The 17,140-nt window shown below is 65.0% G+C and carries 23 protein-coding genes; 9 read left to right on the plus strand and 14 right to left on the minus strand.

The window, feature by feature from the left end:
• Positions 1–4 precede the first annotated feature (4 nt).
• The gene (locus ABD808_RS15215) at positions 5–196 is read right to left on the minus strand and encodes a CsbD family protein (protein ID WP_344896429.1); all 192 of its coding nucleotides are present in this window, start codon (positions 194–196) and stop codon (positions 5–7) included.
• A 586-nt stretch (positions 197–782) separates the two neighbouring features.
• On the opposite strand from ABD808_RS15215, the gene ABD808_RS15220 reads away from it, so the two are divergent.
• Positions 783–1,739, plus strand: coding sequence for a sulfotransferase domain-containing protein (locus tag ABD808_RS15220; protein ID WP_344896432.1), 957 nt, complete (start codon positions 783–785; stop codon positions 1,737–1,739).
• 634 nt (positions 1,740–2,373) lie between these two features.
• Positions 2,374–2,544 (plus strand): hypothetical protein, encoded by a 171-nt coding sequence (locus tag ABD808_RS15225; RefSeq protein ID WP_344896435.1) that lies wholly within the window; start codon positions 2,374–2,376, stop codon positions 2,542–2,544.
• A 7-nt stretch (positions 2,545–2,551) separates the two neighbouring features.
• Here ABD808_RS15225 and ABD808_RS15230 read toward each other — a convergent pair whose 3' ends face one another.
• From ABD808_RS15230 to ABD808_RS15250, 5 genes are all read right to left on the minus strand, one after another.
• A complete protein-coding gene (locus tag ABD808_RS15230) occupies positions 2,552–3,181 on the minus strand; it encodes a LysE family translocator (RefSeq protein ID WP_344896438.1) in 630 nt (209 codons plus the stop codon).
• Between the two features lie 382 nt (positions 3,182–3,563).
• On the minus strand, positions 3,564–3,941 hold the full coding sequence (locus ABD808_RS15235) for a Scr1 family TA system antitoxin-like transcriptional regulator (protein ID WP_344896442.1): 378 nt from the start codon (positions 3,939–3,941) through the stop codon (positions 3,564–3,566).
• The gene (locus ABD808_RS15240; protein WP_344896445.1) at positions 3,887–4,399 is read right to left on the minus strand and encodes a helix-turn-helix domain-containing protein; all 513 of its coding nucleotides are present in this window, start codon (positions 4,397–4,399) and stop codon (positions 3,887–3,889) included. Before ABD808_RS15240 ends, ABD808_RS15235 begins: the two co-directional genes overlap by 55 nt.
• Before the next feature lie 3 nt (positions 4,400–4,402).
• Complete coding sequence (locus tag ABD808_RS15245) at positions 4,403–4,930, minus strand: DUF6879 family protein (protein WP_344896447.1); 528 nt, start codon at positions 4,928–4,930, stop codon at positions 4,403–4,405.
• Positions 4,911–5,201 (minus strand): hypothetical protein, encoded by a 291-nt coding sequence (locus ABD808_RS15250; protein ID WP_344896450.1) that lies wholly within the window; start codon positions 5,199–5,201, stop codon positions 4,911–4,913. The genes ABD808_RS15245 and ABD808_RS15250 overlap by 20 nt, the downstream gene beginning before the upstream one ends.
• 316 nt (positions 5,202–5,517) lie before the next feature.
• On the opposite strand from ABD808_RS15250, the gene ABD808_RS15255 reads away from it, so the two are divergent.
• The 3 genes from ABD808_RS15255 to ABD808_RS15265 are packed head-to-tail and all read left to right on the plus strand — an operon-like array spanning position 5,518 to position 6,992.
• The gene (locus ABD808_RS15255; protein WP_344896452.1) at positions 5,518–6,273 is read left to right on the plus strand and encodes a hypothetical protein; all 756 of its coding nucleotides are present in this window, start codon (positions 5,518–5,520) and stop codon (positions 6,271–6,273) included.
• Complete coding sequence (locus ABD808_RS15260) at positions 6,263–6,616, plus strand: hypothetical protein (protein ID WP_344896455.1); 354 nt, start codon at positions 6,263–6,265, stop codon at positions 6,614–6,616. The genes ABD808_RS15255 and ABD808_RS15260 overlap by 11 nt, the downstream gene beginning before the upstream one ends.
• Positions 6,558–6,992: a hypothetical protein gene (locus tag ABD808_RS15265; protein WP_344896457.1), complete on the plus strand. Its 435-nt coding sequence runs from the start codon at positions 6,558–6,560 to the stop codon at positions 6,990–6,992. The genes ABD808_RS15260 and ABD808_RS15265 overlap by 59 nt, the downstream gene beginning before the upstream one ends.
• A 260-nt stretch (positions 6,993–7,252) precedes the next feature.
• Here ABD808_RS15265 and ABD808_RS15270 read toward each other — a convergent pair whose 3' ends face one another.
• From ABD808_RS15270 to ABD808_RS15285, 4 genes are all read right to left on the minus strand, one after another.
• Complete coding sequence (locus ABD808_RS15270) at positions 7,253–7,876, minus strand: class F sortase (protein ID WP_344896460.1); 624 nt, start codon at positions 7,874–7,876, stop codon at positions 7,253–7,255.
• Positions 7,877–8,122: 246 nt separating this feature from the next.
• Positions 8,123–8,605 (minus strand): hypothetical protein, encoded by a 483-nt coding sequence (locus ABD808_RS15275; RefSeq protein WP_344896463.1) that lies wholly within the window; start codon positions 8,603–8,605, stop codon positions 8,123–8,125.
• Between the two features lie 440 nt (positions 8,606–9,045).
• Positions 9,046–9,630 carry an AAA family ATPase gene (locus ABD808_RS15280; RefSeq protein WP_344896466.1) on the minus strand — a complete coding sequence of 195 codons (585 nt, stop codon included), beginning with the start codon at positions 9,628–9,630 and terminating at the stop codon, positions 9,046–9,048.
• 87 nt (positions 9,631–9,717) lie between these two features.
• Entirely contained in the window at positions 9,718–10,437 is a 720-nt protein-coding gene (locus ABD808_RS15285; RefSeq protein ID WP_344896469.1) for an SDR family NAD(P)-dependent oxidoreductase, read from the minus strand.
• 99 nt (positions 10,438–10,536) lie between these two features.
• On the opposite strand from ABD808_RS15285, the gene ABD808_RS15290 reads away from it, so the two are divergent.
• Together ABD808_RS15290 and ABD808_RS15295 are read left to right on the plus strand one after the other, a co-directional pair.
• Positions 10,537–11,097 (plus strand): TetR/AcrR family transcriptional regulator, encoded by a 561-nt coding sequence (locus tag ABD808_RS15290; RefSeq protein WP_344896472.1) that lies wholly within the window; start codon positions 10,537–10,539, stop codon positions 11,095–11,097.
• A gap of 246 nt (positions 11,098–11,343) precedes the next feature.
• Entirely contained in the window at positions 11,344–12,021 is a 678-nt protein-coding gene (locus ABD808_RS15295) for a methyltransferase domain-containing protein (protein ID WP_425548938.1), read from the plus strand.
• Positions 12,022–12,139: 118 nt separating this feature from the next.
• On the opposite strand, the gene ABD808_RS15300 is transcribed toward ABD808_RS15295, so the two are convergent.
• On the minus strand, positions 12,140–12,478 hold the full coding sequence (locus ABD808_RS15300; protein WP_344896477.1) for a VOC family protein: 339 nt from the start codon (positions 12,476–12,478) through the stop codon (positions 12,140–12,142).
• A gap of 390 nt (positions 12,479–12,868) precedes the next feature.
• On the opposite strand from ABD808_RS15300, the gene ABD808_RS15305 reads away from it, so the two are divergent.
• Complete coding sequence (locus tag ABD808_RS15305) at positions 12,869–13,357, plus strand: MarR family winged helix-turn-helix transcriptional regulator (RefSeq protein WP_344896480.1); 489 nt, start codon at positions 12,869–12,871, stop codon at positions 13,355–13,357.
• A gap of 31 nt (positions 13,358–13,388) precedes the next feature.
• On the opposite strand, the gene ABD808_RS15310 is transcribed toward ABD808_RS15305, so the two are convergent.
• The 3 genes from ABD808_RS15310 to ABD808_RS15320 all read right to left on the minus strand — a co-directional run bounded on the left by ABD808_RS15310 (position 13,389) and on the right by ABD808_RS15320 (position 16,462).
• A complete protein-coding gene (locus tag ABD808_RS15310) occupies positions 13,389–14,132 on the minus strand; it encodes an alpha/beta fold hydrolase (protein WP_344896483.1) in 744 nt (247 codons plus the stop codon).
• 332 nt (positions 14,133–14,464) lie between these two features.
• Positions 14,465–15,472, minus strand: a complete 1,008-nt coding sequence (locus tag ABD808_RS15315; protein ID WP_344896485.1) for an SMP-30/gluconolactonase/LRE family protein — start codon at positions 15,470–15,472, stop codon at positions 14,465–14,467.
• Between the two features lie 723 nt (positions 15,473–16,195).
• Entirely contained in the window at positions 16,196–16,462 is a 267-nt protein-coding gene (locus ABD808_RS15320; RefSeq protein ID WP_344896488.1) for a hypothetical protein, read from the minus strand.
• A gap of 114 nt (positions 16,463–16,576) precedes the next feature.
• Between ABD808_RS15320 and ABD808_RS15325 the strand changes: the two genes are divergently transcribed.
• A complete protein-coding gene (locus ABD808_RS15325; protein ID WP_344896491.1) occupies positions 16,577–17,137 on the plus strand; it encodes a MarR family winged helix-turn-helix transcriptional regulator in 561 nt (186 codons plus the stop codon).
• Positions 17,138–17,140 lie beyond the last annotated feature (3 nt).

Genomic DNA, 17,140 nt, shown 5'->3' on the forward strand with positions numbered 1-17,140 from the left:
GTCATCATTCGGCGGTACGCCGGGCTTCCCGGGCCGCGTCCTTGGCCTTCTCACCGACCTGCTTGGCGCCGCCCGCGATGCGGTCCTTGCGCCCCTCTGCTTCCAAGTACGGATCGCCCGACTCGCGCCCCGCGTTCTCCTTGGCGCGCCCCTTGCCACGCTGCGTCCTGTTCTTCAGCTTGTCGATCAGACCCATGGGATCCTCCCTGATCTGGTGTCGCCGTCCGCGGATCTCCCGTGGACGACTACGGCGTGCCCGCCCGCTCAGATCGCTTTGGCGGGGGACATCAACCGATGAAGCGGGCACCGCGGCGGTACCGCTTCGCCTCTTGATGGATTTGCGCCTCGGTCTCCAGGAGCGCGGCTTCGGCGCGTTCGGTCCGCATCCTCGCGTGCATCTCCCGGAAGGTCGGCACACAGTGTCGCCCTCGCGGCGACAGCGCCGTCCCCCGCTGCCTTGCCGCCCGCCGCCGGAAACGTCCCAGCAGCCCCATCGTGTGCCCCTCTCCGTCGCGTACGGGCCACCATGTGCCCCATATGAGGCAGTTCATGCGCAAGTGTGCTGACGAGGGGTTCCGGAGGATCGCCGTTCCTTGAAGTCGCTCATCGCCCCTGGAGGGTTCGCAACAACACCGGACCAGGCAACCACTTCGCTGCCTGGCAGGAACCGACGCTGTTTACCACCGAGGTCCGCGCCGCGTTCCGGTCATTGCGCTAGCGGGGCGCTCTGGTCATTCACGGCACGGTTGACGGCCCGATCTGGTTGCCGCCACTCTCCCCGCATGGGCTTCGGGGAACGCTTTCGCTACCAGATCTCCTTTACGGACTCGGCCCGCTGGGATGGGTTCGTGTTCCGTCCCGGCGACATCGTGATCAGCACCCCGGCGAAGTGCGGCACGACCTGGCTGCAGATGATCTGCGCCCTGGAGATCTTCAAGAGCGCGACATTCGACCGGCCGCTCGACCAGATCTCGCCGTGGCTGGACGTCCTGCTGCGCCCGCTCACCGGAGTGCTGGCCGACCTCGAGGCACAGGCGCACCGGCGGTTCATCAAGACCCATGCGCCCCTCGACGGATTGCCCTTCGACGACCGGGTCACCTACCTCTGCGTAAGCCGGGACCCCCGGGATGTGGCCGTGTCCTTGGACAGTCATGCCAGCAACACCGACCGGGCCGTGTCCCTCGCATTGCGGGAGGATGCCGTGGGCGCCGCGGTCCTTGACGAGTTGCTGGCCGCCGCTCCGTCCCTGCCGAGCGGGACCGCGCGCGAGCGCTTCTGGTCCTGGGTCAATCCGGCCGCGCCCGGGAAGGCCGTGTCCGACCTGGAGATCATGCTTCACCATCTGGACACGTTCTGGCAGGTCCGCGACCAGCCGAACATCGTGCTGCTGCGCTACGAGGACCTCCTTGATGACCTCGAAGGGCAGATGCGCTACATAGCGGCCCGGCTCGGGATCGCCATCACCGAGACAGCCTGGCCGGACCTGGTCCAGGCCGCCACGTTCGCGGTCATGAAGGGCCGGGCGGGCGAGCTCGCGCCCGAAGCCAGCCACGACGGCTTCTATCACGACCACAGCCAGTTCTTCCACAGCGGATCAACAGGCCAGTGGCGGCAGATCCTCAGCGAGGATGAGCTTCCCCGGTACGCCGCCCGAGTCGCCGAATGCGCGCCCGCGGACCTTGCGGCCTGGATCCATCGGCCCGCGCTGCCGACGGCAGGCAACCCGGTGCAAGAGTGAAGACGCGCCGGAGCTGACCGCGGAACTGGTGGCCGACGGCGTCGTGCCGTCGCATCCGGTGATCTCGCCCGACGGGTGCCGGGTTGCCCACACCGTCGCTCCAGCCGACTGCAAGACAGAGCGTGGAATGTGCGCGATATGGTTGGCCGCCGTTGACGGTAGCTCACCATCGGCGAAGCTGACCGCCATCAGCCTGACCGCCAGGCCTGGTCGATGAGGGCCCTGGCCACAAGCCCCGACGAGGCCCGCCTGCGATTCGACCCCGACTCCCCGGTCGCCGACGGCCGCTGACCCGTCGACACCTGAAACCGCAAAGGCGGGGAAACCTCAAGCCGTCACAACAGCGCGGAACGCGCACCCGGTGGGGCCACGTCAAGCCGTCCGGGCGGGGCCAAACAGGACCGTTCCAACCAGTCAGGGCACCAGTGACCTCGCCTCGCTCAGCGCCGAGAGAGCGACTCGGATGCAGCGATTGCATTGATCAACCTGTGAGCGTGTGTCTCTCCTGGTTGCGAGCCTGGTGAAGGCGATGCTGTTCGCGGTCGACCAGCAGGCCCAGTGCACAGCGGGATGCGCGCCTCGGGTCTTGGGCGTCACGCAGACGGCGGGCGGCTCGCCAGCGATAGTCGAACATGTGGATCAGATCGCAGACGAGGTGGATCGGCACGCTGCGGCGGGCGGCCTCAGCTTGGAGCAGGTGGACCTGGTGCGGGTCGCCGTCGACCAGCAGGTCCCGCGATCAAACAGCCCAGGTCACAACAGCCCAGCTCACAGACTCACCACGGTCGGACCCATGCCCGCGTGAGTCCCCCTCAGCGCTCGGCTGCAAGCCTGATACCCAGGCCGATGAACACGCTCCCGGTCACGGCGTCGATCCGGCGGCGTACCGCCTGGCGTGCGCGCAGCCAGACGCCGATCCGTCCGGCCAGGACGCCGACCGTTCCATCCGCCAAGAATTCAAGGACGATCAAAATGCCGCCGAGGATGGCGAACTGCGGCCAGACCGGCCCCGCCCCAGGTTCGATGAACTGAGGAAGGAAAGCCACCATGAAGGCGAACGTCTGCGGGTTGGCCATGGAGGAGACCACGCCGTTGAGGAAGGCGCGTCGACCCGACATTCCGCTGGCGGCCCGATCATCGGTTTGGCCGTTCTTGCGGTTACGGATCATCTGGACACCCAGGTAGATCAGGTATGCCGCGCCGATGACCCGAATTGCCGTGAACACGACGGGAAACGCCGTCAGCAGCACGGCGAGCCCGGCCGCGGCTGCGGCGACGTACAACGCGTCACCCGTGATCACACCAACGGTGGCCAGCAGTCCAGCACGGGCGCCGCCCCGCATGCCACACCCGAGCACGAACAGCATGTCGGGACCGGGAGTGACCAGGGCGACAATGGTCGTCGCCGTGAACACGGCGAGCAGATGCGGATCGACCAGCACCCGATGATCTTCTCAGCTCCGCCAGCGCTCAGTCAGCCGGGATTCACTAAGGCAGATGGGAGATGCCAGCTGAGCCGGATGAACAGGCCCATGCAGAATAGCCACACCCACCGCCGATCGCTCATCGCCCCTGGAGGGTTCGCAACAAGTTTGCGATCACGAACGGTCCGGTAAATCCGGCGTCGCTCGTCGTCCCTGGGAGATCACAACCTCGCCAGGTCGCTCGTGCGTGAGCAAGATCCGCGCCCGTCCTCATCACGTCTGGGAACTCAGCTGGTGGTGGGTCGAGCCAGGCGGCCACAAGGTTCTCGCATTGGACCTTCTGACGAGCTTGATAAACGGTAGGAGGTTAAGGGTCCGTTGGTTGAAGGCTCTCGTCGGGCTATTCCAGGCTGGCGAGGGCTCGGGCGATGAGGTCACGCGTGGGTCGGCCATAGACGGCTGAACGCTGGAGTGCGGTAAATGCCTTGCCGTAGAGGGCGATCTCGTGAGGTTGGGTGATGGTCAGCTCGGCCGAGTAGGTCTCAACCATGACGACGCGCTCATCGAACATGATGAACGAATTCCCTGGCCAGAGCTGGTAGGCAGCCTTGGTGGGGATGACGCCGAGACTCAGGCGGGGCAGAGTCAGTATGGCCAGGAGCCGGTCGAGCTGGCCACGCAGGACGTCGTGCCCACCGACATTGGTGTAAAGGGCCTGCTCACCTAGGAGGACGTTGTAGCGTCGGTCGCCGTCGTAGAGAAACTGTTGGCGTTCCATACGGGCGGCGACACCTCGGTCGATATCGTCAGGGACTCCGTAGAAATCCACGACTTGGCCGAGGACGCAGTGGCATACGCGGCCGTCTGGAGTGTGCCCCAGACAACCGTTGGCTGGTAGACCCGGAAGACCTTGGTCCGCTCGTAAAGACCGAGAGAATGTTGTTGCCGGATCTTGGTCCCGGTCCTGAGAGTGCGCCGCCATTCCAGCCACATGATGTTGATGTTGCGGACGGTGGCGATCAGCTCGGGTATCTCGTCTTCGGCGTCGCAGTGGAGGCACCAGATCCGAATGTCGGCCTCCTTTGCGGTGCGCCTGCCGTGCTCGATCCGACTGATCTTGGCCAGATCCCATCCCGCCAGGGCGGCGAGGGCGCGCCCCGTGAGTCCCGCATCCTTGCGGAGATCACGCAGACGGGCCCCCAACGCCTCTCGGGCCTGCTGTGCCTGGCCAGACACGACTCAGGCGGGCCTGTACTTGTCGTGTGGGATGGCAATGGTCCACAACTGATCCCGAACCCGACCACAGTCGGCCACCAAGCCGGGGTCGGTGATCAGTTCGGAGCCCTTGACGCGTCCCTCGTCGTCGAAATGGCCGACGGTGACCAACTCGTCATCGAAGAGCCACCAGTCGTTTCCGCCGAACGGAAGCACAATGTCCTCGGGGAGAAGCCAGCGCGAGAGCCAGCGGATGTCTTCCCCTGCCTCCTGATTGAGGGGGGTGACAGAGTGCTCCCAGCGGATGTACTCGGTGAGTGGCTCGCTGACGACCCGGACTCGGCGCACGGTTCTCCCGAACCGCGTGGCGTGGCGAACCCGCTCCAGCCATGGCTGAAGCCAGGTGAAGTCGTTGGGTTCACCCCGGAGCCAGCGCGACAAAGGGGCGTCCTCGTACGCGGCGCCGTAGGAGTCCTTGAGCTCCAAGTGGAAGGCGTCGCGTTTGAAGGTGCCGAGCAACTCGTCGCGTTCTTCAGGCGTCATCAGCTTCATGATCGGCCTCCTCCAGCAATGCTCTCAGGGCCTCCATCGGAACCTCAACGCAATCTTCGTTGTCCGGCATGGCCATCTGCGCGCGGACCTTGGGGTCGGTGACTCGTTCTCCTTGAACGACGAAGTCACCGTTCTCGAGCACGTGCACGATCGGGGGCGCCCAGGTCGTGACCACACCCGTAACCCCGTTGTCCGACAGATGCGCCAGGAGTCTCGCGTAGATCTCCACACAAGTCTCGTCCTCCGGGATATCGAGCTTGGAAAGGATCACCGGATCGGTGATCTTGTAGCCCTGGATGAGGTAGGTCTGACGGTCGGTGGTGTACAGGGTCGGGCTGTCGCCGCCGGTCGTCTCCTTGCCCAGGAACCGTATCTGCGTGATCGTCCTCCTGCTGGGGGTTTGCCAGATCCTTTCCTTTTTGGATCGTCAAACACGCTCCTCGTCTGGTCAACGAGCAGGCTGGCAAACAATGGCAATTGCCTTGGGTGCGGGCTGGCAGAGCGGTTAGCGTGCGAGGGAGCTCGAACCGTGGCTCAAAACGACTCGACACCTTGCCGGGTTTCGACAGGTTCTGGGAGGAGCCAAGATGACCACCATCAAGCACGAGGCCATCCCCATCGTCGTGAAGCTACCGAAGCCGTTTCGCAACGGGTGGAATCGGATTAAGGGCGTTACAGTCGAGGGTGCGATAATCTCCATCGACCCGGTGGCCTATTTCTTTCGCTATGAGAATCCAACATGGCTGCTCTGCGACTGGGATGGTGTTAGGTCGAACCTGCTGGATGCGCAAGAAACGACGGAGACTGTGGTCGAGCAGATGACGCTGGACTACATCAAAGAACACGGCTGCCGCACTAGTGACCCGGCCAAGGTTCTCACGACCGCATACGCGGTCTACTGCCACACGTTCCGCGAGGAGTACCTGGAGGACCCGTCGCTCGCCGAGATGGGAGTCACCTCCCGGGATCTGCGGGCGCTGACCGAGATGGGCACCATGATGGCCCTCAACCGCGTCGAGTTGGATGGCAGCATCGGCAACGTCGGCCCAGCGTGGATGTTCGGCGAAGCCGCCAAGGTGGTGTTCGACCTTGACTCGCACGAAGCTGAGAAACTCGATCATTTGTACCACGGATCATGGTTCAACGAGCCGCGCCGGACCGAGCAGATCAAGGCGCACGCCGCCCTGGGCGGGAGATTGGTCCACGGCTGCCAGTCAGGACAGGAGCAGCACATGGCTGGCGGCTGCGTAGCCCCCTACGGGGCGGATATCCAGAGGTTCCGCCGAGAGCTGCGGGCGTTTCGCCGCGAATGGATTGAGAGGGTTCGTTCCTGTGGCAGATGAGCCGCTGGACGGTCAAAAAGCCGCCCGTGCGGGGGTGGCCATTCGACCGGAAACAGTCAACGCGCTCACCAAGCAGATCGGTGCCGTGGTCACCGCACGCGAGCAGGTTCGCGTGTGGTCGATGTCGGGAGTGGAGCGTCTGCTTCTGGACGATGACAGGACGGTCATTCTGAAATACGCGGTCGAGCGATTCGGTTCCGAGCCGATCATTCTGCGGCACGCACACGCGGATCGCCATCCCCAACGGCGGTCTCGTTGGGATCGACGCACCGATGGTCCCGCTCATGCGCATCATGTGGAAGCTGAGTTTAACGACCCTTGGTTGCTGCCAGGATATCGGTGAGTCGATCGACCACAACGGACACGGATCGTCCATGCCAGCGAGTGACCGACAGCGGTGGGTCGATTTCTACAAGGGTTACGCCTGGGTGAAGCTGCCCAGCGTAGATGCCAACCGGCTGATCGGCATCGTTGGTGCCAACGTGGTGTTCGGCCAGCGCGTACGCCGATGGACGCACCCAGAGGCGTGGCAGGCGGTGGTATGGCTGTTCCCGACTAACGAGGGGAACGCACGACCCGAGCCGAACGCTCAGATCACCTTCCCCGCGAATCAGATCGAAGACCTAACAAGCCTGCTCTTGGATGCGAGCAGCTTGAAATACAGGCAGCCGCTAAAAGGACCTCCGCAAGCACGCTACGGCCAGGTCCAAGGAGACTAACCTGTCCCATCTAGCCTTGCGTATCAGGCACAGCCATTAGAACGGCACGTGTGTGGAGGTCGCTCCTGCCGACGGCGTGGTAGTGGTTAGGGACAGCAGGGGACCCGCAAGGTCGGGCAAAGGAACACGTGGCCCATGGCTAGTGCCGGTCGACCCCGCCTCCCACGCCTGGCCTATGCCGCCCTGGTTGAGCGGAGCGGTCAGCTCGTAGCGGGCCCCGAGTGGCCGCGTCACGAACGTCTATTCCGTGTAGATCGGGATCAGTGTGGCGTACTTGGCGGCTTGCCGCCGTTCTCGGCGTTCTGGATCAGGGACGCGTAGACGATGACATTGTCGTCGTAGTGGCCCCGCTTGCGGTCGAAGTTGCCGCCGCAGGTGACGAGACGCAGTTCCGGTGTGCCTTCGTCTCCGTAGACGCTGTCGCTCGGGAACCTGTCCTTGGAGACGCGCCTCACGCCGTCGACGCGGAAGGCCGCTGTCGTGCCGTCCTCGCGGGCGATCTCGATCCGGCGCCCTGGGCGCAGCGCGCCCAGGCTGTAGAAGACACCCGGCTCCTTCTTCGAGTCGACATGGCCGACGAGGACGCTGCGACCATTCTCGCCCGGGGTCGGCCCGCCTCTGTACCAGCCGGCCTCGTCGACGCGGCTCAGTGGTGGTACCTCGAGTGTTCCGTCCGGCTGGACGTTGACCGGGGCGATCGGTGCGTCGACCTTGATGGACGGAATCCTGATCTGTTTCGGGACGGACGCGGGAAGCGCCTGCTGCGGGTTCGGGGCCGGGTCCGCGGGGATGTCCGCGACCGACGCGGGCGGCCGCGGTGGCGCCTCGGGGCCGGTCAGCCGGAACCCGACGACGCACAGGGCGACGCCCGTCGAGATGATCACGGCGGCCAGCAGGTACCGCAGCTGGACCGATCTGCCACTTCGCTTCGCTTCACGTGTTCTTTTTGTCTTCATTCTCCCCCTCGACTGGTGGTCTCCCTGCCCGGCGGCACCATGGAATTCTCTCGTTCGACGTGAATGTGGCCCGACAATTCAGCCGTGCCGAATTCGGTGGAATATCACCCGATCCGGGAGGTGGACGGGGACGGCGGCCGGTCGACCCTGGGTGGTCGGCCGACCGCCGAACGGTCAGGCGAGGTTCCTCGTCTGGCGGCGTCGAGCGGAGATCGCGACACCCGCGCCAAGGACGAGCGCGCCGATTCCGGCACCGGCCAGCATCGGGTTCGTCGCGGCGGAGGTGCCGCCGCCACCGGCGGAGACACCGCCCGCGGGCTTGATCCGCTTCAGATACTTCGCGAAGACCACGCCGTGGCGCTGCGACACCGGCACGCCCCCGTGCAGTTCGACCCAGCCATGGCTCGGCGTGCAGTCCGCCAGGACACGCGAGCCGAACTTCAGCGCCGGTGGGATCACCTTGCCTCGCGGCGTCTCGTGGACCCTGAGCCCGTGCCGCGCGATGACCTCGTAATGGCAGAGGTTGCCAGCGGTGGGCTTCTCCAGCGATGCGCCGGTGGTCGTCGCCAGGGCGGTGGCACCGCCGCTCAGCATGGTCAGGCCGCTTACCGCCCCGGCCACCGCGACCACCATGCCAGTGCGCGCACTACTTCTCATTCTTTCTCCCTTGAACCTGTGATCTCGGCGTTTGCCGGAGGTGTCCGGCATCACCTTTCGTGATCACGCTGCCCAAAGGGATGCGGCACATGTCACGCTATTCGTAAACACTGGGGAAACGCATATTAGAGATCATCATGGTCGTCTGAAGTGCTTCACTCTCGAAACTTAGTCGATCTCGGAGGCACTCTTGAACTCAACCGTCCAACCGCGTCACGTCGCCTTGGGCAGCGGCTGGGCTTGAGAGATCGCAACTGGGACATGTCGTGTTTTCGCCGGTAGTGGTGGACGTCGCCCACCGCGCCCGGACGGATGGCGAATGGTGGTGATTTGAGGCAAGGGGGCAACAAAGTTCCGCGTCGCTCATTGCCCCGGCAACGCGCGGGGTAGCGCCAGCGGGCCGGTGGTGGACCGGCGTACTTCCCCAGCGGACGAAGTTCTTATGAATCGGCGGAAGCGTTGAGGAGGTAGGTGCTTCTTGCGATGCCTTGTAGGACGAGGTCGGTGGTTGCCGTAGCGGTCAGGTTGGTGGAGTCCAGGACGTGAGGCTCGTAGGTGCCCAGGTCGGTGAACTGGGCGTACATTGAGCCAATCGGGTCAGGGTCGGTCAGAGCGTCGCCAGTCCGGGCCGTGGCTCGTTCCAACGTGGTGCGTTGGTCCGGGCGGAGGACGACGTAGTTCAGTGGCACGTCCCGCTCCTGGGCCGCCACGCGGAACAAATCAAGAAACCAGGGGCCGACGATCCCGTCACAGATCACCTGGTAACCGCCCTCGGCATAGCCGAAGACCGCCGAGACGAGCACCCGCAGGACCACCTGGTTCTGTTGATGCGCTTCGGGCAGGTAGGGCGCGAGATAACCCTGCTTGACGTAGCCCCAGAAGTCGTCGCTGTGCAGGTGCACGCTGGGACTCAGGCGATCGGCCAGCAGCTGTGCCACGGTGCTCTTGCCGGAACCGGGCGGCCCGGTCAGGATGATGACCTGGCCCTGGTGGCGGGACGGCCCAGGGACGGACGACGAGTTCATGCCACAACGGTCGCACGCTCGCCGAGCACACCGCTCTCGAACCCCGCCACCAACCACGCCAACGAGGGCCTCGGTGGTGCGGCGACATCACTTGCCGAGGACGTCGAATACCTGCTCTGCGTGGTCCCGGGTGCGGTACATGGTCCAGGCGGCGTCGGCCAGTTGGTCCGGGTTGAGGGTGTGTCCGTCGGCGACGCCGTATTTCTCGGGATCGGTGGTCACCATCGCGTGGATGTCGCCGCGTTCCACCAGTCCGCCGATCGTCAGCGTCCCGGCATAGACGCCGCGGTCGGTCAGCGCGGCGTTCAGGGTCAGTGCGTAGTTTCGCAGGGCGGCGGCGGCCAAGGCGAGCTGACCGAGCATCGGCATGGGGCGGACACTCGACAGGCCACCGGCGAAGATCAGCCCTCCGGTTCCCCGCTTCAGCATGTCCGGCAGGACGGCGCCAGCGACGTGCACGGCCGGCCATACCCAATCGAACGCCGACTGCGCGGTCGGGACGTCGATGTCGGTGATCGGCACGATCCGCTGTGTCGTCGGGCCGGGACCGTAGTAGACGAACTCGACGTCACCAGTGCCCTTGATCTCGTCCAACACGGCGGTCGATCGCTCGGTGTCAGTGACGTCGGCGGCGTGGGCGGTGGCATCGACGCCGTGCGCGGCGAGGTCTGCCAGATATGCGCCATGCCTAGCGTCGCTGCGCGAGACCAGGGCGACCCGGAAACCTTCCCGGCCGAAGCGGCGGGCCATGGACATGCCCAGACCCGGTCCGACGCCGATGATCGTAGCGATACGTGCGGTGGCCATGACTCTTCTCCGATCATGAGGGACCCCTCAACATTTCGGGACACTAGCATTACGTGAGGGTCCCCTCAAGTTCGTACACTGGGGGCCATGGCCAGACCGATGCGCCGCGACGCGGCTCGCAACCGTGACAGGCTGCTGCAAGAGGCGGCCGGTGTCTTCACCGAGCAGGGACTCGCCGGGTCGTTGGAGGAGATCGCGCGACGTGCCGGGGTCAGTATCGGCACCCTCTACAACCACTTCCCGACCCGCGACGCCCTCATCGACGCCCTGCTGCCGCCGCGACTGGCGGCGGTGGACGAGTTCACCGCGCAGGCCGAGGCTGAGCCGGACGCATGGATCGCGTTCACCGGTTTCGTCGAGAACCTCTTGGCCCATCTCACCGCCGACCGCGGACTTCTCGAAGCATTCACCGGTGACCATCCGGCAAGTGCGCGATTGGCGGAGGCCTGCACGCGCGGAATGGTGAACATGGCTGCGGTCCTCGAACGCGCTCGTGGCGCCGGAGTCATCCGTCCCAACGTCACTGACGAGGACATCGTTAATCTGGTCTGGGCGCTGTCCCTGCTCGGAGAGAACGCGGGTCCATCGGCATGGCAGCGTCTCCTGGGCTTCGTATTTGACGGCCTACGGACAAACCGAGACACGAACGCTTCCGCCTGAACACCGCTCCTATTGAGCTCTGGCCCAGAGAAGCCCGCGGTCGCTCGTCCTGCGGCCGGTTTCGACGAACCTTTGCTGAATGGGGTTGTCGCCGGTAGCGGAGGTGTGGTTGACGGTCGATCTGTGTCGCGGGCACGAAATCAGGTTGACGGCTTCCCGCCACGACCGGCACGCTGGGTGATCGTGACGAGTAGTGAGCTGTGGGGCCGTGCGACCGCCGACCGGTATGACGCCGAGGAGACGGAGATGTCCTCGGCTGCCGTTCTTGGGCCGACTCTGGACTTTCTAGCCGAACTCGCCGGGGATGGGCGAGCGCTGGAGTTCGCCATTGGGACCGGGCGTGTGGGCGTCCCGCTTCGGGAACGTGGTGTGCCCGTTGTGGGTATCGAGTTTTCCGAGCATATGGCGGCGGTGCTGCGGCGTAAGGTTGACGAGGACGTGCTCCCGGTCGTCATCGGGGACATGGCCACGACCGTCGTTTCCGGCGAGTTCGCTCTGGTTTGTCTGGTTTACAACACGATCTCGAACTTGCTTACGCAGGATGAGCAGGTTGAGTGTTTTTGTAATGCCGCACGACACCTGCGGCCCGGCGGGCGGTTCGTCATCGAGCTTGGTGTGCCGCCGTTGCGGTTCTTGCCGCCGGGGCAGGTCGCGGTGCCGTTTGACGTTTCTGAGCAGCACCTTGGCTTTGACACCTTCGACCTGGTTGAGCAGGTGCTCGTCTCGCACCATGTCACCCGCGATGGTGAGGACGACCGCTACCGGCGTGACAGCTCTCGGCATCGGTTCGCCTGGCCTGCGGAGCTTGACCTGATGGCGCGGATCGCGGGGCTTGAGCTGGAACGGCGCGTCGCGGATTGGGACGGTGCTCCGTTCACCCAGGATTCTGCCAAACACATCTCCGTATGGCGCAAGCCAGCCTGAGGGAGCGGGCTGCACTCTAGTCGCTCGTCACGGGGCGTTGTCGGGATGGCTTGGATGAAGCGACATGAGAAGGGGATGGGGACGCCAAGTCCTCCATCCCCTTGGTTGTCGGGTGGCCCTACTCGGCGGCGGCCTGGAAGATGCTGAACTCGACTCCCTGGTCGTCGACGCAGTTGGCGAACCTTCCGGCGGGGATGGTCACCGGCTCGCCTGCTGTGCCGCCGAGTTCACGGACGCGCTCGATGGCGCCGTTCAGGTCGTCGACGCCGAAGTAGACGCGCGGGAACTTCGACGTGTCGCCGTGCGCACTGCCGCCCATCGGAGTCGGGCCATGAATCATCGAGTAGCCCGGAAAGTTCCCCTCCTTGAACTTCCAACCGAACAGCGACTCCCAGAACTTCGCCGTCGCCGCGGAGTCCTTCCCGGGCAGGTCGAAGAAGACGATGTCTCCACTCATGGTGCTCCCCTCATGTGGTGATGCGAACTCGTCAACCTCACTCGACATCATACGATATCGTCAGGATAGCTGACAGTCTCTAGCTTCTACGATCTAGCATGGAACTGATTATTCACTGTGTCAACCAGGGCCCAAGATGGTCGGCGACGACACCGGGTGGCGGGGCTTCCGGGTGGAGAGGTGTTCGACGGCTCGCGCCGTCACGCAGGGTTTCCTGCTGGCCGCCGCGTGATCAATTTGGGTTGTCCTGTGTGTTCGTCCGGCGAGCAGGTCCGGAAGGGCTGAGAGGTCAGTCCGAGCAGGTGGGCATTACACTCGGGCCAGTGACTGACTGTTTTGGATGACCATGATCAACATTGCTGAGCGTAGGTAGAACTGAAGATGGCCGACATGAACCGAGCGGACGTGAACCCCGACGGGTCGCCGACCCTGCCTCCCAATTTCGCGGGATCCATCGGTTTCCTGCTGAACAAGGCCGGTCAGCTGCTGACCGCGCAGTTCGAGGCGGAACTGTCTCCGTATGGCCTCAGCGCGCGGAGCTGGGGAGTCCTCCGGTTCATCGACGTCAACGGCAGCCAGTCGCAGCAGCACATCAGTGAGCAGCTGCGTATCGACCGATCGACGATGGTGACCCTGGTCGACGACCTGGAGCAGAGGGGTTACGTCGTCAGGCTGCGAGACCGGCAGGACCGGCGGCGCTACGCGGTGACGCTGACCGAGTACGGGAACCGCCAGCTGCGCGGTGGCCTTGACGCCGTTGAGGACGTGGTGACGGACCGGTTCCTCAAGGATGTCGGCGAGCAGGACTGCGAGCGCTTGGTCTCGATCCTGCGCTCGCTGGTCTTCCCCACCGGCGGCGCGCCGTCCGTCCCTGGATGATCCAGTCTGGGGTTCGTGTCGCCTTTTGTCTTTAGGTATGGCTGGCGAGTTTTTCGATTTCTTGGAGGATTAGGGCTGGGCGGTCCTTGGGGATTTCGTGGGAGCTGCCCTTGGCGGTGATGAGTGTTCGGTTGGGGCCTGCGGCGGCGAAGGCCGTGGCGGCGTCGCGCCAGCGTTGGGCGTCTGTGGGGGAGCCGTCGAAGGGGGTCTTTTCTGAGACTATGACGGTTGCGGGGACTGAAGTGGGCCAGGTGACCTTGTGGTAGGCCCTGTGCATGGGGACGTAGCTTTCGGCCAGGGCGATCAGTTGGCGGTTTGCCTTGGATGATTTGTTTTGTTTGGCGGCGTCGAGTTGGGGCTTGGTCGCGGCTACCAGGCGGGAGATCTCCTGGTTCGTGTACAGGGGCGGGAGGCTCGCGTCGACGAGGACGGCGCCGGAAAGTTGTTGCGGGTTCGCTCGGGCGAAGTAGGTTGCGATCTCGCCTGCTTGTGAGTGGGACACCAAGATTATGTTGGAGGTGGCGCCCAGGGTTTTCAGGCCCGTCTCCAGGTCGTCGACGGCGTGCTGGACGTTCCATGGGCCGGGGACCTCGTCGCTGGCTCCCATTCCGGCTCGGTCGTAGGTGATGATCTCGGAGCCGGTGGCAGCGTGCAGCTTGGGAACGATGTCCTTCCACTCCGAGGAGTCCTCGCCGCCGCCTGCGTCCAAGACGATGGTGGGACGGCGACCTGGGGTGACGTGGAAGGCCAGCCGGTGGCCGTTGTTGTTGATCATGCGGAGGGTTGTGGGCGTGGTTGGCGCTTGGGAGGCGGGGGGCGGGGCGGACGAAGTCCCGCTGCCGCATGCTGTGAGGCTGGCCATCGCCAGGAGGGCGATGATCGGCAGGATTCGGTGGGTTTGGGCTCTGGGCTTCATGGGGGCCTCTTTGTTGTTTGGTTGAGCTCGAATAGTCACCATCCTTTGGGGTTGGGGATTCGCGGTACATGTGCTTGGCATGTGTATTGGTGGTGTTGCGAAGTGCAGGGGGGTGGTGGAGGTAGCTCCCTCAGAAGGGTGGAAGCCGGGCCGGAAGGGGTCTTCACTTCCGGCCCGGCTGCTTGGTTGGGTTAGAGGCCGCGGACGGTGGCGATGGAGAAGGGGAGTTGGGGGGTGCCCGGTCCCGTGGGGCCGCCCTTGTCGAACTGGGAGCGGACCACGTAGAGCTTGCCGTGCCTGTACAGCAGGTTCGTCGGGGTCTGGAATGCCAGGTCGATGACGCGGCGGGTCATCCGGGCCGAGTGGCCGTTCGAGCCGATGTGCCAGCGGCTGATCGCGTAGGCGTCCGTGATGGGGTGGACCACCCACAGTGTGTTGTTGTGGAGTTCCATGCCGTCGCCCGTGAGGACGTTGCCTCCGTGCAGGTCCACCTTGTCGACCTTGCCGGACGGCAGGGCGACGCGGTAGAGGTCGCCGCCCGTCATGTCGACCGTCAGCAGGTAGCGTCCCGACGGGGCGGCGACGATTCCGTTGAGGGTGATCGTGCTGGGGTCGTGCGGCTCCACGATCTTGCTCAGGTCGTAGGTGGGGAGTAGCGGCACGTCGCCGCCCTGCTTGTGGGCCCGCTTGAGGTCTTCGGGGGTGATGCGGTAGATCACCGAACGGCGGCTGCCGGTGATGTAGGCGGTGCCGTCAGGGGTTATGGCCAGGTCGTTGACGAGGCGCGGTGCCTGGTCGGGAATGGTGAAGCGGGCCAGCAGACGGCGGCTGGGAATGTCGTAGACGGCGATTCCGGTGAGGCGGTCCGTCACCCACAGGCGCCTGGACCGGTCGACTTCCAGGCCGAGGGCCTGGGTGCGTCCGTCGATGAACGGGGGCAGGAATTCCTGGGCGACCCGTTGGCCGGGCCTGGCCCTGTAGATCGTGCCGCCCTCGTACGAGCCGACATAGAAGTCGCCGGTGTACGGATCCCTGGCGATTCCTTCGGGGTAGACCTTGTCACCGGGGATGGTGAAGGTCGTGGAGACGTGGACCCGTCCGTGGGTGGACGGCTCCGCCGCCTGTGCGGTGGAGCCGAGGAGTAGGGGCGCGGCGAGGGCCGCGATAGCGATGAGGGGTCGCCGAACTGCGCGGAACATGATCACCTTCTCAATGAGATTTCTTGTCGCTGGATTTGTCCAGCGGGTGATTCGGTCGGCGGGGATTCGCAGGGCGGGTGCCTCGGCGGCGGCGCCGTGGGGTGGGTCGGGCGGCAGCGCGGCAATCGTGGTGCGTGCGCGGCGGCGACCTGGGGGACTGCCGATCTCGGGCAGTTCTCAGTGATGAAGGAGTGGCGCGTCGGCGGCCGTTGTGCGGGCGTCGGCGCACGGGTCGTCGCCTGGACGTAACGGCGGACTCATCGAGCGCATTACCGCTCCCTCCGCCCCTCCGGGCGCACTGTCAAGACTGCTGCGGAGGAACCACCGGTTCCTCACGAGTGAGGCTAGGTAGGTGGGTGTCAGTTGTCCAATGTCGTACAAACTTTGGCCGATGTCGGACATAGTACGGGTGAGGTGTGACAAAGCGGGGTTGTGTGTGGGGGCGCTAGCGGGCTTGGTCCCACCAGGTGAGGACGTCGACCTCGAACCAGACCCGGCCGGGTTGCCGACCGTGTTGGAGCCAGGTGCCGTCTGGTTGGCGGCGGGGCGGATCAGTTCGATCGCCTCGGCCATGCGCGGGTCGGGGTGGACGCCGTCGAACAGCGCCGCCTGGCGGAAGTACTCGGCCGCGTTCAGTGCGTTGTAGCGGCAGCGGAATGAATAGGCGAAGTGGGCGACCCAGGGGCCGAAATGCCGGTGATATCGGCGCCGAGCTACAGGCCGTTAGTGACCGTTTAAAGGTTGATACAGCAGTCGACTTCGCCATTCCGGGCTGTGGAAGTCGAAGTCCGCTGGGAAGTACGCACCGCCCGCCCATTGACCGTCCGGGTCCTGGGCGGCGAGGAGGCGTGTGCTGAAGCCTTCGGTGGCCATCCTGTCCCGTGTCGCTTGCCAGACCTCGGACGGTTCGCGCGCGAGATCACGCTCCACCTGCCAGCGCAATGCCGGGTCGGAGTCGAGAAGCCATGCGATCACGGCATCGGTGGCCATCGTGTGAGTCTGGCCAGACCACGTTCCCGTTACCGGCCGATCAACCGGGCTTGGAAAACGCCGGACGAAAGGGATGGTGATAATTCGCCGGGTTCGGCCTTGCTATTGTGAAGTATGGCCAGCCAAGACAGCGTCGACCGATGGTTGGAACAGTGGTCATGGGCGGGCGATGATCTCCCCCTGGACTCGATCGCGGTGGCGAAGCGCGTCACGCGCGTCGCCCGCGGGCTGGAGAAGCTGACCACCGCGACGCTACGTCCGCTCGGCCTCGACCCGGGCGAGTTCGACGTGCTGGCGAGCCTGCTGCGCGCGGGGCCGCCGCATGAACTCACGCCGACCGCGCTTAACCAGTCGTTGATGATGTCCGCGGGGGGTCTGACCAAACGGCTCGGCAAGCTGGAGGAACGCGCGCTGGTCACCCGCCGGTTGTCGGCGGACGACCGCAGGTCGCTCCTGGTCACGCTCACTGACACCGGGCTTGCGTTGGCCGGGCGCGCGGTGCGGGTGCATGCCACGGCGACCGCCGAGGTGATCGACCGCATGGGGGCGGAGTCCCGCGAGGAACTGTCCGGTCTGCTTCGTGGCCTGCTCGTGGAGCTGGAAGAGCCTGAACGTCAGCGCGAATCCGGGCAGCGGAGTGGAGAACCGGCCCTTGGCAGCGGGGGTCTGCTGTAGTCT

The organism is Actinomadura meridiana, assembly GCF_039537545.1.
Classification (GTDB): Bacteria; Actinomycetota; Actinomycetes; order Streptosporangiales; family Streptosporangiaceae; genus Spirillospora; species Spirillospora meridiana.